Genomic DNA, 14,259 nt, shown 5'->3' with positions numbered 1-14,259 from the left:
CGTTCCTCCACCCCGGGGCCCCTCCCGCACGCTGGCTAGCATGAAAGCGCCCCATCATCCATCACGGAGGACCCATGAACGAGACCATGCTCGCCGGAAGGCTCAACGTCAGCACCGGGACCTTCGAGGTCAGGGAGGTGCCGGTACCCGTCCCCGGGCCGGGGTTCGTCCGGGTCCGGGTGCAGGCCGCCGGTGTGTGCCTGTCCGACGTCCACCTCATCGAGGGACTGCTCAAACCGCTGCACCTGCGGGGCGACGAGGTCACCCTGGGGCACGAGGTCGCCGGCAGCGTCGACCTGCCGGGCGACGGGGTCGAGGGCTGGGCCGAGGGTGACCGCGTGGTGCTGCAGGCGGGGTACGAGTACAAGGGCGTCACCCTCACCATGGGCGTGGACTACGACGGCGGCTGGGCCGAATACGTGGTGGTGCCCGCCGGAGTGCTGGTGCCGTTGAGCGCGGACTTCTCCTACGAGCAGGCCTCGATCATCCCCGATGCCGTCTCGACGCCCTGGGCCTCGATCGTGTCCACCGGCAAGGTCCGTGCCGCGGAGGCCGTGGGGGTGTGGGGTGTCGGCGGGCTCGGTGCCCACGGCGTGCAGTTGCTGCGCATGGTGGGGGCCGCCCCGATCATCGCCGTCGACCCGCTGCCCGAGGCACGCGAGCGGGCGCTCGCCTTCGGCGCCGATGTGGCGCTCGATCCGCGCGCCGACGACTTCTCGGCCGCCATGGCCGCCGCGACCGCCGGGCGCGGTCTCGACGTCGCCTTCGACTTCGCAGGCGTGGACGCCGTGCGCGCCCAGGCCCTCGCCAGCCTGGGACTGCAGGGCCGGCTCGTGCTGGTGGGACTGAGCGGCAACCCGATCACCGTCTCCGACAGCACCGCCTTCTCCTACACGCGCAAGCAGGTCCGCGGCCACTACGGGTCGGAGGCCCACCACGTACCGCAGCTCGTGGCGCTCACCGAGCTCGGGCGCCTCGACTTCGCCCGGTCCATCAGTGACACCCTTCCGCTGCGTGATGCCGCAGCCGCCGTCGCGCGCCTCGAGCGCAAGGAGGGGAACCCGATCCGCCTGGTGCTGGTGCCCTGAGCCGGCCGCATCTGCGCGCTAGTGCGCGACGGTGCTCCTGCGCACGATGAGCGAGGGCTCGAGGGTGATGCGGCGGTGTTCATGGGTGCGGGGATTGTCGATCTCGTCGATGAGTAGCCGCAGGGCCTCCTCGCCCATCTCGTGGCCCGGCTGGCTCACCGTGGACATGGGGATGGCGGCCTCGGATGCGAACTGGTTGTTGTCGTAGCCGATGACGGCGACATCGGACGGTACGGTGACCCCGGCGTCCGTGAGTTCGTGGATGAGTCCGGCCGCCAGCTGGTCGGCCGGAGCGAGGATGCCGTCGGGAATGGCGCCGTCCTCGAGGAGCTGCCGCCCGATCGAACGGCCGCTGGCGCTCTTGAGGTTGCGGCTCGGGATCACCTGGAGGGTTACTCCGTTCCCGCGTTCCCGCACGGCGCGCTGTGCACCCTCGCGGCGGGCGTTCACGGCGTGGAGGTCGCTCGGCCCGCCCGCGAAGAGTAGGCGGGTGCGCCCCAGGTCCATGAGGTGCGTGGCGGCGAGGTATCCGCCGTGCTCCTCGTCGACCACCACGCTGCAGCAGTCGGTGCGGTCCCCCGCGTAGTTCACGAGCACGATGTTGCGGCCGTGCCTCCGCACGCGATCCACGCCGTCGAGACCAGCGTCGAGCGGTGCGAGGATGATGCCGGCGACACGGGCCTCGTCGAAGATGTCGAGGTAGGACTCCTGCTTCTCGAACGTCACGTCGCTGTTCGCCAGGAGCAGGGAGCGCCCCGCCGAACTGGCCGCCCGCTCGGCACCCCGGGCGATATCCACGAACAGGGAGTTGCCCACATCGGTCAGGATGAGCCCCACCGTGTTGCTCCTCCCCGCAGCGAGCGACCGCGCGGCATCGTTGCGGACGAACCCGAGTTCGTCGATGGCGGCCGTGACACGGGCGATGGTCTTCGCCGACACGATCTCCGGCTTGTTCAGCACGTGCGAGACGGTGCCGAGCGAGACCCCGGCGAGGCGTGCGACGTCGTTCATGCTGGGGGCAGCGGACAAGTCATCGCTCGCTGGCTGGACGGCTGGCACGGCACCTCGATCGGAGTTCGCACGGGGGACCATCCCGGAACGGGATGGCGATTCGGGCAGGGTATCCCTATGGTAGGCGACCCCTAGCGCGCCGCAGCCAGCTGGACGAACGTGTGCGTACCGGATCCGACGGACACGGGGGCCCGGCCCGGGAGGTCGACGACACCGGTGGAGCCGGTGGGCACCGTGACCTCCACCGACAGGTTGCCTGCCTCGAGCGTCCAGGTGATCGACGCCGAGCCGTAGGGGGTCTCGTGCCGGGCGCTCGCAGAGGTCAGCCCGCCTCCCGGGCGCGGCCGGAACAGGATGCTGCGATACCCCGGGGCGGCCGGCGCGAGACCGGCGACCACGCGGTGCATCCAGTCGGCCACGGCGCCGAGCGCGTAGTGGTTGAACGAGGTCATGTTGCCGGGATTGATGGAACCGTCGGGCAGCATGCTGTCCCACCGTTCCCAGATGGTGGTCGCGCCCTGCCCCACGGCATACAACCAGGACGGGCATTCCTCCTCCAGCAGCAGGGCATAGGCGGTCTCGACGTCGCCGACACTCGTGAGGGCGTCGGTGACGAGCGGGGTCCCGGCGAACCCGGTGGCGATCCGGTTCCCCGCGTGGCCCACGAGTTCCGCCAGCCGCTCGCCGCCGCGGCGCCGCTGCTCCTCGGTGGGAGCGAGCCCGAAGGCCAGGACGAGTGCGTACGCCGTCTGCGCGTCGCTGACGACACGGCCGGACGGGGAGATGAACTCGCAGGCGAAGGCGTCACGCACCTTCCGTGCGAGCTCACGGTACTGGAGCTCGTCGGCGGTATGGCCCAGGACGCTGGCGATCTCGGCCAGGTGCTGGGTCGACCAGGCGAAGTACGCGGTCGAGACGAGGTAGCGGTCGGTCGTGGCGTCGGCCGGATCGTGGGGCGGCGCAGCGGGATCGAGCCAGTCCCCGAGCTGCATGCCGGTGTTCCAGAGATACGAGTCCCCCGCACGAGCGGCCATCAGGTCCACCCAGGCCTTGGCGCTGGTGTACTGGGCGGCCAGGACGCCGGTGTCGCCGAAGCGCTCGTACAGCTTCCAGGGGGTCAGGACGGCAACGTCCCCCCAGACCGCACCGGGCTGGATGGGCGTCCACTCCTCGCCGCCGGGGATCACGGGCACGTACCACGGCACCGTCCCGTCCTCGAGCTGTTCGGCGGCGACGTCCTTGAGCCACGAGCCGAGCATGCCGGAGCAGTCGTAGAGGAACGTGGCGGTCGGGGCGAAGACCTGCAGGTCGCCCGTCCAGCCCAGCCGCTCGTCGCGCTGCGGGCAGTCGGTGGGGATGTCCACGAAATTGCCGCGCATGCTCCAGCGGACGTTCTCGTGCAGGCGGTTGACGCCGTCGTGCGAAGTCTCGAACCAGCCCGTGCGCTCCATGTCCGTGTGGTAGACGCGGGCGGTGATGGCGGTCATCGGGTCCTCACCCGTCCAGCCCGTGAGTTCGGCGTACCGGAAGCCGTGGATGGTGAAGCGTGGTTCCCACTCGGCGTCGTCGTCGCCGGCCGCGATGTAGGCGTCGGTCGCCGCCGCGCCGCGCAGCGGTCGCGTGCCCAGTTCGCCGTCCTCCAGGACCTCCGCATGGCGCAGGCGGATCTCCTGTCCGCGCGCGAGGCCCGACAGGCGGAGCCGGAGCCGGCCCACGAGGTTCTGCCCGAAGTCGACAAGGGTCTTGCCCGACGGGGAGGTGGTCACCGCGACCGGCGGGAGTTCCTCCGTGCAGCGGACGGGTGGACCGTCGGGTGCCACCAGGGTCGCGGGATCCCGCGGCATGACCCGCACGGGCGTCCATGCTGCGTCGTCGAACCCGGGAGCGGACCAGCCAGCCGGCATCTCGCGCGCGTCATAGTGCTCACCCTCGTACAGTCCGGTGCTGAGGATCGGTCCGAACCCCGCGCGCCACGTCTCGTCCGTTCCGAGCACCGTGGTGGAACCGTCGTCGTGCGCGATGTGCAACTGGGCCAGCAGTGCGATGTCACTCCCGTACAGGTTCGGGTAGCCGCCGTGGAAGCCGAGGCGTCCGCGGTACCAACCGTCGGCGAGCCATGCGCCGATCGCGTTGCTGCCGGGAACCAGTGCGTCGCTCACGTCATAGGTGGCGTAGCGCAGGCGCCGGCCGTACACCGTCCAGCCCGGCGCGAGTGCCTCATTGCCGATCCGCTGCCCGTTGATCTCCACCTCGTAGAGCCCGTGGGCGGTGACATACAGGCGTGCCTCGCGGACGGGCTTCTCGAGGGGGAAACCGCGGCGGAGGAGGGGCGGGCGGCGCAGCGCCTCCGGGTCCTCGTCCCATTTCGGTGCCACGGCGCGCGCTGTCCAGTCCGTCGGGTCGAGCAGGCCGGTCTCGGCGGTGGCGGCGGGGCTCCACGCGCTCGGTTCGACGTCGTCGGCCCCCCACACCCGGACGCGCACCGTGACGGCCGTCCGTGACGGGAGGTCGCCTGCAGGCCAGGGCACCAGGACCGACTCGGGGGACGTGACGACCACGGACGACCACGTGTCGGTGCCGCGGACGACCTCGATCTCGTACCGCTGCTGCACCCAGCCGGGCTCCGCCCGTGTCTTCCAGCTCAGTCGGGGCCGCCGCTCGCCGATCCCGAGGGGCTCCCGGTGGTGCTCGAAGGAGACAGGGCTGACGGTGGTTGGCATGGGAGATCCTTTGGTGGTGGCCACCGGGGTGGCGAAAGCGGGTGCTGCACAGCGGGAGGGGGGGAAGGGGTCAGCCCTTGACGGAGCCGGCGGCCAGGCCCTTCATGACGCGCTGGTTGAGGAAGAGATAGATGGCCAGGGTGCCGAAGACGTTGATGCAGATGGCGGCGAACAGCGGACCGTACTGCACTGCTCCGAACTGCCCGGTGAAGTTGAGCAGGCCGACCTGGATGGTGCTGAGGTCGCTGTTGTTCGCGAAGGTCAGGGCGATCAGCAGGTCGTTCCAGATGAAGAAGAACTGCACGAGCGCCACGGTGAAGACCGCGTTGCGGACCATCGGGAACCCGATCGAGAGAAAGGACCGGATGATGCTCGCGCCGTCCAGGGTCGAGGCCTCGAACACCTCGCGAGGCACGGCGCGGAAGTAGGTGGCCATCATGAACACCGTGAGCGGAAGGCCGGTGGCGGTGTAGGTGATGATGAGGGGCCACAGCGTCCCGGTCAGGCCCGCATTGAAGTACGCCGAGAAGAGGGGGAGCAGGATCATCTGGCCCGGCACCATGATGCCCGTCAGGAAGATCAGCAGGACGCCGTTGCGCCCCTTCCACACCATGACCTCCAGGGCGAAGCCGGCGGCCACGCCGAGCACGATGATCAGCGCCAGCGACGGCAGCGTGGCCATGAGCGAGTTCGCCACGAAGACTGCGATGTTGCCGGTGGTCCAGGCCTCTATGTAATTGTCGAAGTTCAGCGACCCGGGCAGGGACCAGACCGGATCGTTGAGGAACTCCTGCTGCGTCTTGAACGAGCCGAGCACCAGCCACAGCAGCGGATAGAGCTCGACGACGAGCAGCAGGGCGATCAGCAGGTGGACGGGAAGCTTTGCGAGGCGTTTGCCGGCGCGGGAGCGCGAGCGACGCGGCTCCTGGCGCTGCATCGCCTCGAGCGGGGCCTTGCGGGCGGGTACCTGGGTGCTCATGGCTCAGTCCTTGGTGAGGTCGCGGCGCGAGGACCGGAAGATGAAGATGGTCACGATGAGGCACAGCAGCGTCAGCAGCAGGGCGATCGAGCTGCCGTACCCGTAGTCGCCGAAGGCGAAGGAGGTGCGGAACATGTACAGCGTCAGCGGGGTGGTCGAGGACCCGGGGCCGCCGTTGGTCAGCGCCACGATGGAGTCGAAGACCTTGAGGGTGCCGTTGATGCTGAAGATGATCGAGGACAGCAGGACGGGCATGGACAGCGGGAGCACGATGCTCCTGATGAGCCGCCAGCCGGTGGCGCCGTCGAGCCGCGCCGACTCGAGCATGTCCTCCGGGATGTCCACGAGGCCCGCGTACAGCAGCACGGCGTAGAAGCCCATGGACCGCCAGATGTCCATGAGGACGATGACCCAGAAGGCGCTCGACGCGTTGCCGAACCAGTCCACCGATTCGATGCCCACACCGTTGAGCAGGCTGTTCACGAGCCCGTTCTGCGGGGCGATCTCGAACATCTTCTGGAACAGCAGGGCCACGGCGACGGTCGGCAGGACCACGGGGAAGAATACGAGCGTACGGATGATGTTCGAGGACTTCTTCAGGATGAACACGTACATCAGCGAGAGCAGGTAGCCCATGACGATCTGCCCCACGGTGATCACGACGGCGTAGCGGACCGTGAAGGAGAGTGCCGTGCGGACCTCGGGATCGGTGAACAGCCGCGTGAGGTTGTCCGTGCCGGCGAAGGTGAATCCCGAGATCGCATTGCCGCTGAAGAAGGTGTAGCCCATCGACCAGAAGATGGGGACGAGCATCACCAGGGAGTACACCAGCAGCGCTGGGCCCAGGAGGATGACGAGGGCTTTCTTGTCGCCCAGTACTGACTGCATGGTGGTCCTTTGGTCTACGTTTGCCGACCGCTCCTTGCTGCGGCCCGCGAGAGAGCGGTGGTAGAAGCGTGGGGGAGGGGTGCGCCCCCTCCCCCACGCGGCGGCCCTACTTGAGGGCGGACTGGACCGTGTCCATGAACTGCTCGGGGCTCATGCTCCCGGTCACCAGCGGCGCGGCGTTGGTCTGGCTCGCCGTCGTCGCCTGGGTGCCGAAGAGGGCCTCGAACCAGAGGACGCTCTCGCTCGTGTCCGAGATGGTCTGCTGCACCGTCTGGGTGAGCGGGTCGACGTCGACCTCCTCGTTCACCTTGAAGCCCGAGATGGAACCCTGGTTCGCGAGAGCCGAGCTGCCGTAGTTCTCGGTGATGCACTTCAGCCACTCACCGGCCTGCTCGTTGTAGGCCTTCTCGGAAATGGCCATGGGCAGGCCCACGTTGGCCGCGTACTGGTTCTCGATACCGGCGCCCCCTTCGACCCGGGGGAACGGCATGAAGCCGATGTTGTCGAGGCCGATCTGGTTGGCTGCCTCGTCGTTGAAGTTCGCGAGGACCCAGCTGCCCATGTAGAGCATGCCGGCCTCACCGTTGAGGAACTGGTTGATCGCGGTGTCGTAGTCGATCGATCCGACGCCCTCACCGAAGTAGCCCTTCTGCCCGAGGTCGGCGACGGCTGCTGCGGCCTCGACGTACTCGGGGTCGGTGAGCTTCGCCTCGCCGTCGGCGACCTTCTGCAGGGCGTCCTTGCCGAGGTCGCTGAATAGGTAGCCGCTGATGAGGCGGGTGAGCGGCCACCCCTGCTCGCCCGACGCGGAGAGGGGCGTGACGCCGGAGGTGTCGAGGGTGTCGGCGGCCGCGACGAAGTCGTCCCAGGTCTGCGGCACCTCGATCCCGTTGTCCGCGAAGAGCTGCTTGTTGTACCAGATGCCCTCGACGTTGTACTGGTAGGGCAGGACGTTGAAGCCGCCGTACAGGGCCTTGATCGTGTCGATCGCTGCGGGCTCCACCTGGTCGAGCACGCCGAGGTCGGTCAGGGTCGCTTCCAGGTCGAGGACGTTGCCGGACGCCGCCAGCTCCTTGGTCAGTGCGGGAGCGTTGCCGGCCGCGTACTGGAGGGGGAGGGCGTCCTGCCCTGCCAGCAGCTGGAGCTGCTGGTCCAGGTTGGTCTGGGGCACCGTGTCGACCTTGAGGGGCATCGCGTCCGCGGCGGTCTTGCACTGGTCGCCGGCGAGGGTTTCCAGCTCGGTGGGGATGGTGGTGTTCTCGACATTGGTGAGGAAGGAGAATTCTCCCGCCCCTGCTTCGCTGCCTCCGCCGTCGCCCGAGCTGCCTGCTCCGCAGGCGGTCAGCAGGAGCGATGCAGTGCTGAGTCCTACGCCCAGGAGCAGCATCCGGTTCTTCCTCCGCATGGTGGCCACGTTTTCCTCCTTGAAAGTGTGCGCCCCTTTTTGAAGCGTTTCAATTATTGAGAGTAGGGCTGACGGGCAGGTGTGTCAACTGTCACAGTCGAAAGTTTCGTTCCTCCGGCAGGCCACGCCTTCGAGTGCCTCGTCGACGCCGTTGAACGCCTGCCAGGCCGCGGCAGGGGCCCGCTCGTTCAGGGTCGACGGGCGGGCCCTCGCGTGGATCATGGCAGAGTTGCCGTGGCCTCAGCCCAGCAGCGACCGCTCGTCCAGGCGATGGTAGGACCGGTTGTGGTAGACGAGCGGCGCGATGTTGTCGTCCGTGCCCTGCTCGATGGACAGGACCTCGGCGGCCAGGATCATGGAGCCGCCCACCGGTAGCCGGTGCAGGATGCGGCAGCGCAGGGCCCACGGCGCGTCGGTCAGGAGCGGCTCGCCCGAGGGGAGGGGATGCCAGTCCACGGCTCCGCCGAAGCGGTCGGCGCCCCGGGCCGCGAAGAGGCGGGCGATGCCGAGTTGGTCGGCGCCGAGCAGGTGCACCACGAGGGTGTCCGCCTGGACCAGGGCTGCGGCCGACGACGACGCCGTCGAGACCGAGAAGGCGAGCACGGGCGGTTCCGCCGAGACGGACGACACCGAGGATGCCGTCAGGCCGACCGGGCCCTCGGGGCCCTGCGCGGTGAGGACGGCGATGCCCGCAGGGTGGGCCCGGAACGCGTCCTTGAAGAGCTCGGCGGTGGGGAGGGCGTGACCGGTGGGGGCTGTCATGCCTTTCACGCTAGGACCTCAACAATGGTTGAGGTCAAATCCGCGGTTCAGGGGTCGAGGAGGGTCGAGCGGATGCCCTTCGAGCCGGCCGCGTCGTCCGGATTGACGAATCCGCAGGTCGCGAGCGAGAGGCAACCGCAGCCGATGCAGCCTCCGAGCCTGTCCCGGAGGTGCTCGAGCTGGGCGATGCGCTTGTCGATCTCCTGCTGCCATGCGGCGGACAGCCGCTGCCAGTCCGCCTGGTCCGGCACTCCGTCCCTGGGCAGTTCCGCGAACGCCGTCGCCACGGTGGAGAGCGGGATCCCGGCACGGTGGGCTGCCGCGATGACGGCGACCCGGCGGAGGACGGAGCGGTCGTACCGGCGCTGGTTGCCCGAGGTCCGGCGGCTGTGGATGAGGCCCTGGCGTTCGTAGAAGTGCAGGGCGGAGACGCTCATGCCGCTGCGCGCAGCCAGTTGTCCTACGGAGAGGTCCTGGTCGGGCACGGAACCTTCCTTCCTGCTCGGGCGGAGACGTTGCTGCGCGGCGTCGTGCACGGCATTCGGGCCGCGATGAGTGGATTCGGCGGCGTGTCGCCCCGCGACACGCACTTCGCCCTCAAAACCCGTGCACGACGCCGCAGCGACAGTCGTGCACGACGCCGCGGCGGCGGCCGACGCGCTACGCGCCCAGCAGCTCCCCGACGTACTGCTTCAGCGGCGTGGTCGGGCGGCCGATGATGCGCGACAGGGTGCCGTCGCTCTCGGCGAGCAGCCCGGCGGCGATGTTCGCGTCGAGTGCCGCGGCGAAGCCGGCCGAGCCCTCGTCGACCCCCAGGCCCGTGAGGGCGGCGACGTGCTCGTCGGTGGACACGTTGTTCACGGTGACGGGAGTGCCGGCGAGCTCCGAGACGGTGGCGGCGAGTTCGTCGGCGTTCCAGGGCTCGTCACCGCCGAGTTCGAGGATCTCACCGGTGTACTGATCGGACAGCAGCACGACGGCGGCCGCCTCCGCGTAGTCCCCCCGCGTCGCGCTGGCGATCCTGCCGCTCCCGGCGCTCGTGAGGATGGTCCCGGTCGAGGCGGCCTGGCGGATCGTGTCGTCGTAGTTCTCGGTGTACCAGTTGTTGCGCAGCACGGTGTAGGTCAGCCCGGAGCCCTCGAGCAGCCCCTCGGTGGCCTTGTGTTCGGGCGCCAGGACGAGGTCCGACGTCGAGGCCTTCGGTGCGCTCGTGTAGACCAGTTCGGCATCCACCTTGCGGGCGGCGTCGATCACGGCCTTGTGCTGCACGGAGCGCCGCCCCACCTCGTTGCCGGAGATGAGGAGGATCTTCTCCGCGCCCGCGAAGGCGGCGTCGAGCGTCGACGGGTCTGCGTAGTCCACGCGCGCCGTGCGGACGCCGTGCGTGGCGAGCTCGGCCAGGGCTGCCTCGTTGCGGCCACCCGCGACGACGGTGGACGGCTCCACCCCGCGTGCCAGCAGCTGCTCGACGACTCGGCGGCCCAGGTGTCCCGTGGCTCCGGTGATGACGATGGTCATGTGTCCTCCTGTTCGTGCACCCCTTCGGTGCGTCTACAGGCGGTAACGAGGCGGATGGGCAAAGACTTCCCGGGCGCGCTGCACCGGGTACCCCGCTGCAGGCTTCGTGCTCCTGGCGGACCGGATCCGGAAGCACGTGGACAGGAGCCTCGGCGAGGCGGTAGGACTGCTGGAGGGGCTCATACCGCAGCCGCCGGACCCGACAGCGAAGGATCGCATCCTTGGACGAGCACGCGAGCCACGAGAAGGCGGGCGACGCGCCCACGACGACCGGCCGGCCCCGCCTCCGGGTCGGCGTGGTGGGCATCGGCTGGGCCGGACGCCAGCACCTCCGGGCCTACGCGAACAGCGAGGACGTCGAGATCCTCGGCCTGGCCGGCATGGAGCCGGATCTCCTCGCCGAGCTGGCGGACGAGTACGCGATCCCGCACGCCGTCGCCCGGTGGGAGGACCTGCTCGCCCTCGACGGGCTCGACGCCGTGAGCGTCGCCGTGCCCACGTTCCTCCACGCGCCGATCACCGTCGCCGCCCTGGACCGCGGACTCCACGTCCTGAGCGAGAAGCCGATCGCCCGCAACGGCGACGAGGGCCAGCTGATGGTCGACGCCGCGCGGAAGGCCGGGCGCGTGCTCGACGTCGCCTTCAACCACCGTCGCCGCGGTGACATCACGGCGCTCAAGCGCATCATCGACGACGGCGAGCTCGGCCGGCCCTACTACGCCAAGGCCTCGTGGCTGCGCCGCTCCGGCATCCCCTCGCTCGGCAGCTGGTTCACCAACCGGGAGATGGCGGGCGGGGGGCCGCTCGCGGACATCGGCGTCCATGTGCTCGACTACGCACTGCACCTGCTGGGCGAACCGGCGGTCCTCTCCGTCTCGGCCTCGACCTACTCGGAGCTCGGGCCGCAGGGCCGGGGCGGCGGGACCTACGGCGCGCAGGGAGCGGGATCGGCCTTCGAGGTGGAGGACTTCGCCTCGGCCTTCCTCCGGCTCGACGGCGGTGCGACGCTCCTCGTCGAGGCCGGCTGGGCGGCCTACCGCCATGCGGACGACCTCCTGGACTTCCGGCTCTACGGGACCGACGGAGGCGCCGAGCTGAGCCGGGTCGGGGGACCGGAGGACGCCGTCGAGTCCCTCCACGTCTATTCCGAGCGCGGCGACTACGAGCCCGACGTCGGACCGTCGCTGGGCCACCAGGGCGTGATCGACGATTTCCTCGCCGCGATCCGCGCGGGCGAGTCCGAGTGGGGCCGGCACGACGGCACCCTGGCCCTCAGCCGCGCCCGGGTCATCGACGCCTGCTACGTCTCCGCAGCCCAGCACCGGGAGGTCCAGCTCTGATGGCGAACGGTATAGCGAACGGCACGGCGCCCGACGTGACCTTCGACGGCAAACCGACGATCGTCGTCTGGAACGAGGGCGTCCACGAGGCCCGGAACGAACCCGCGACCATCGGCGAGATGTATCCCCGGGGCATCCACGGAGCGATCGCAGACTCCCTCGCCCGCTACTTCCCGGGTTCGGACATCACGACGGCGACCCTCGCCGATCCCGACCACGGCCTCACCGAAGAGCGCCTCGCGGGCACCGACGTGCTGCTGTGGTGGGGGCACATCGCCCACGGCGACGTGTCCGACGACGTCGTCGAGCGGGTGCACCGCCACGTGCTGGGCGGCATGGGACTGGTGGTGCTGCACTCGGGACACTTCTCGAAGATCCTCACGCGCCTGCTCGGCACCACCTGCTCGCTCATGTGGCGCAACGACGGCGAACGCGAGCTGGTGTGGACGGTCAAGCCCTCGCATCCCATCGCCGCGGGCGTCGACAGCCCCATCGTCATCCCGGAGCAGGAGATGTACGGGGAGCTCTTCGACATCCCCGAACCCGACGACCTGATCTTCATCAGCTCCTTCGAGGGCGGTGAGGTGTTCCGCTCGGGCGTCACGTTCTCGCGGGGCAAGGGCCGGATCTTCTATTTCAGCCCCGGCGACCAGGAGTACCCCGTCTACCACCATCCGCAGATCCAGCGGGTGCTCGCCAACGGCGTCGACTGGGTGGCGCAGCAGGGCGTGCACCGCACCCCTCCGGGCGTGGAGAACCCGGCGCGCGACTGGTTCCTGGCGGACTAGGGGCGGACGAGGGGCGGACTAGGGGAGCCGCCAGTCCGAGCAGTCGAGGACCCGGGCCGCACGCGGTCCGGAGGCGTCGACGAGGACCGCGTTCGGCTCGTCCACGTGCCGCACCCACTCCTCGGCGGCACGGGGTGATTTGCCGAACCGGACGTGGCGTTCGACGAGCCGGCGACGGCGGACGTCCGGGTCGACGCCGACGAACCAGACCGCGTCCAGGAGGTCCCGTGCTTCGCGCCAACCGGGCTCGTCGAGCAGCAGGTAGTTGCCCTCCGTGATCACGAGCGACGCGGAGGGTGCGACGGGCAGGGCGTTGGCCAGTGGCTGCTCGAGATCGCGTTCGAAGGACGGTGCGTAGACCGCATGACCCGGGTGGGCGCGCAGCCTCGCCAGCAGCGCCGCGTAGCCGTGGGCGTCGAAGGTCTCCGGAGCACCTTTCCGGTCCAGCAGCCCGAGGCGCGACAGTTCCTGATCGGCGAGATGGAACCCGTCCATGGGCACCTGCGCCGAGCGTGCCGGATCGAGGGCCGCGAGCGCCGTCGCGACCGTCGATTTCCCTGCTCCGGGCGGGCCGGCGATCCCCAGCAGCACGCGCCCGCCGTCCTGCCGGCGGGGCAGGAGCGGCACGAGGTCCTGCGATCCGGTGACGACGACCGTCGATCCCATGCCTGCCCTGCCTTCCTGACGAACCTGCCTACTCCATCTTGCCCTCCGGTGCCACCGACGCGCGCGGTGGTGGCACCGGCGGCCCGAGGGCGACGATGAAGCAACCGATCTATCAGTAGGCCGCATGGCACACGTGGTGCTGCTCGGGGATTCGATCTTCGACAACGGGCGGTACGTCGATGGTGGCCCCGACGTCGTCGAGCAGGTGCGGGCCGTCCTGCCGGAGGACTGGAGGGCCACCCTGCTGGCGGTCGACGGCGACGTCACCTCCGGCGTCCCGCGCCAGCTGCGTTCGCTATCGCCGGACGCCACCCATCTGGTGGTCAGCGTGGGTGGCAACGACGCCCTCGGCTACCAGCATCTGCTGCAGCGGCCCGTGCGCGGTGTCGCCGATGCGCTGCTCGCCTTCTCCGGGGCGCAGGATGACTTCGCACGGGACTACGAAGCGATGATCGACGCCGTCGCATCGGTGGGCCTGCCCCTGGCCGTGTGCACGATCTACGACACGCCGTCCTCCGAACCCGGCCACGCCGTGATCCGCACGGCCCTGGCGTTCTTCAACGACTGCATCACGAGGTCGGCCTTCGCCCGGGGTGTGTCCGTCGTGGACCTCCGGCTGGTGTGCGACGACGACGGCGACTACGCCAACCCGATCGAGCCCTCCGTCCAGGGCGGCGGGAAGATCGCGGCGGCCATCTCCGCGTTCCTCCTGCCCGCCCCCGGCGTGCGGCGTTCGGCGGTGATCGCCCGGGGTGGCCCGGCTACCCGGCAGGGCGCAGCGATGTGATCATGGCCCGGATGTCCTGGTACTCCTCCGTCTCCATATAGGCGTGCGGGGTGTCGACGTGCTGGGGCTGCCCGGGGTGCACCTCGAAGGGGTCGTAGACACCGCCGAACGTTGCTCCCGACGGAGGCCACGTGAAGAAGTGCGAGATCGGGCACGCCGTCGGACCGGTCGGCTCCGGCGCTGCTGTGATGCCGTAGGCCAGCACGGAGGCGGCCATCGGGTCGGGAACGGCGGGATCGGTGCGCCCCTCGAACACGAACCGCGGCGCCCCCGAGCCCGCGTCGAGGGCAGGGAGCACCTCCGCATC

General features: G+C 69.7%; 13 protein-coding genes and 1 pseudogene. 4 read left to right on the top strand and 10 right to left on the bottom strand.

From position 1 onward, the window contains the following. Positions 1 to 74 precede the first annotated feature (74 nt). Complete coding sequence (locus CVO76_RS12730; protein WP_244185955.1) at positions 75 to 1,088, top strand: zinc-binding dehydrogenase; 1,014 nt, start codon at positions 75 to 77, stop codon at positions 1,086 to 1,088. 18 nt (positions 1,089 to 1,106) lie between these two features. On the opposite strand, the gene CVO76_RS12725 is transcribed toward CVO76_RS12730, so the two are convergent. The 8 genes from CVO76_RS12725 to CVO76_RS12690 all read right to left on the bottom strand — a co-directional run bounded on the left by CVO76_RS12725 (position 1,107) and on the right by CVO76_RS12690 (position 10,371). Beyond that, positions 1,107 to 2,099, bottom strand: a complete 993-nt coding sequence (locus CVO76_RS12725; protein WP_133080218.1) for a LacI family DNA-binding transcriptional regulator — start codon at positions 2,097 to 2,099, stop codon at positions 1,107 to 1,109. A 131-nt stretch (positions 2,100 to 2,230) separates the two neighbouring features. Further along, complete coding sequence (locus tag CVO76_RS12720) at positions 2,231 to 4,819, bottom strand: alpha-L-rhamnosidase (protein ID WP_208739518.1); 2,589 nt, start codon at positions 4,817 to 4,819, stop codon at positions 2,231 to 2,233. Positions 4,820 to 4,889: 70 nt separating this feature from the next. Beyond that, positions 4,890 to 5,798, bottom strand: coding sequence for a carbohydrate ABC transporter permease (locus CVO76_RS12715; RefSeq protein ID WP_133080220.1), 909 nt, complete (start codon positions 5,796 to 5,798; stop codon positions 4,890 to 4,892). Between the two features lie 3 nt (positions 5,799 to 5,801). Further along, positions 5,802 to 6,686 (bottom strand): carbohydrate ABC transporter permease, encoded by an 885-nt coding sequence (locus CVO76_RS12710; RefSeq protein WP_133080221.1) that lies wholly within the window; start codon positions 6,684 to 6,686, stop codon positions 5,802 to 5,804. Between the two features lie 106 nt (positions 6,687 to 6,792). Beyond that, a complete protein-coding gene (locus tag CVO76_RS12705; RefSeq protein ID WP_208741813.1) occupies positions 6,793 to 8,091 on the bottom strand; it encodes an ABC transporter substrate-binding protein in 1,299 nt (432 codons plus the stop codon). Positions 8,092 to 8,331: 240 nt separating this feature from the next. Continuing rightward, on the bottom strand, positions 8,332 to 8,853 hold the full coding sequence (locus tag CVO76_RS12700; protein WP_208739517.1) for a flavin reductase family protein: 522 nt from the start codon (positions 8,851 to 8,853) through the stop codon (positions 8,332 to 8,334). A 47-nt stretch (positions 8,854 to 8,900) separates the two neighbouring features. Then, positions 8,901 to 9,338 (bottom strand): redox-sensitive transcriptional activator SoxR, encoded by a 438-nt coding sequence (soxR, locus tag CVO76_RS12695; RefSeq protein WP_208739516.1) that lies wholly within the window; start codon positions 9,336 to 9,338, stop codon positions 8,901 to 8,903. A gap of 175 nt (positions 9,339 to 9,513) precedes the next feature. Continuing rightward, positions 9,514 to 10,371, bottom strand: coding sequence for an SDR family oxidoreductase (locus CVO76_RS12690; RefSeq protein ID WP_208739515.1), 858 nt, complete (start codon positions 10,369 to 10,371; stop codon positions 9,514 to 9,516). 221 nt (positions 10,372 to 10,592) lie between these two features. Between CVO76_RS12690 and CVO76_RS12685 the strand changes: the two genes are divergently transcribed. Together CVO76_RS12685 and CVO76_RS12680 are read left to right on the top strand one after the other, a co-directional pair. Further along, entirely contained in the window at positions 10,593 to 11,711 is a 1,119-nt protein-coding gene (locus tag CVO76_RS12685; RefSeq protein ID WP_208739514.1) for a Gfo/Idh/MocA family protein, read from the top strand. Further along, complete coding sequence (locus tag CVO76_RS12680) at positions 11,711 to 12,499, top strand: ThuA domain-containing protein (protein ID WP_208739513.1); 789 nt, start codon at positions 11,711 to 11,713, stop codon at positions 12,497 to 12,499. The genes CVO76_RS12685 and CVO76_RS12680 overlap by 1 nt, the downstream gene beginning before the upstream one ends. 18 nt (positions 12,500 to 12,517) lie before the next feature. Here CVO76_RS12680 and CVO76_RS12675 read toward each other — a convergent pair whose 3' ends face one another. After that, on the bottom strand, positions 12,518 to 13,165 hold the full coding sequence (locus tag CVO76_RS12675; protein WP_208739512.1) for a nucleoside/nucleotide kinase family protein: 648 nt from the start codon (positions 13,163 to 13,165) through the stop codon (positions 12,518 to 12,520). Positions 13,166 to 13,289: 124 nt separating this feature from the next. Here CVO76_RS12675 and CVO76_RS12670 point away from each other — a divergent pair, with 124 nt between their 5' ends. Then, positions 13,290 to 13,952 carry an SGNH/GDSL hydrolase family protein gene (locus CVO76_RS12670; protein ID WP_208739511.1) on the top strand — a complete coding sequence of 221 codons (663 nt, stop codon included), beginning with the start codon at positions 13,290 to 13,292 and terminating at the stop codon, positions 13,950 to 13,952. Here the strand turns inward: CVO76_RS12670 and CVO76_RS12665 are convergent. Continuing rightward, a pseudogene (locus CVO76_RS12665) lies at positions 13,927 to 14,259 on the bottom strand (hypothetical protein); the annotation flags it as partial. The gene CVO76_RS12670 and the pseudogene CVO76_RS12665 sit on opposite strands and share 26 nt — an antisense overlap.

It is taken from the genome of Arthrobacter agilis (assembly GCF_002953615.1).
Classification (GTDB): Bacteria; Actinomycetota; Actinomycetes; order Actinomycetales; family Micrococcaceae; genus Arthrobacter_D; species Arthrobacter_D agilis_B.
This window is presented reverse-complemented; position numbering and strand designations above follow the sequence as displayed.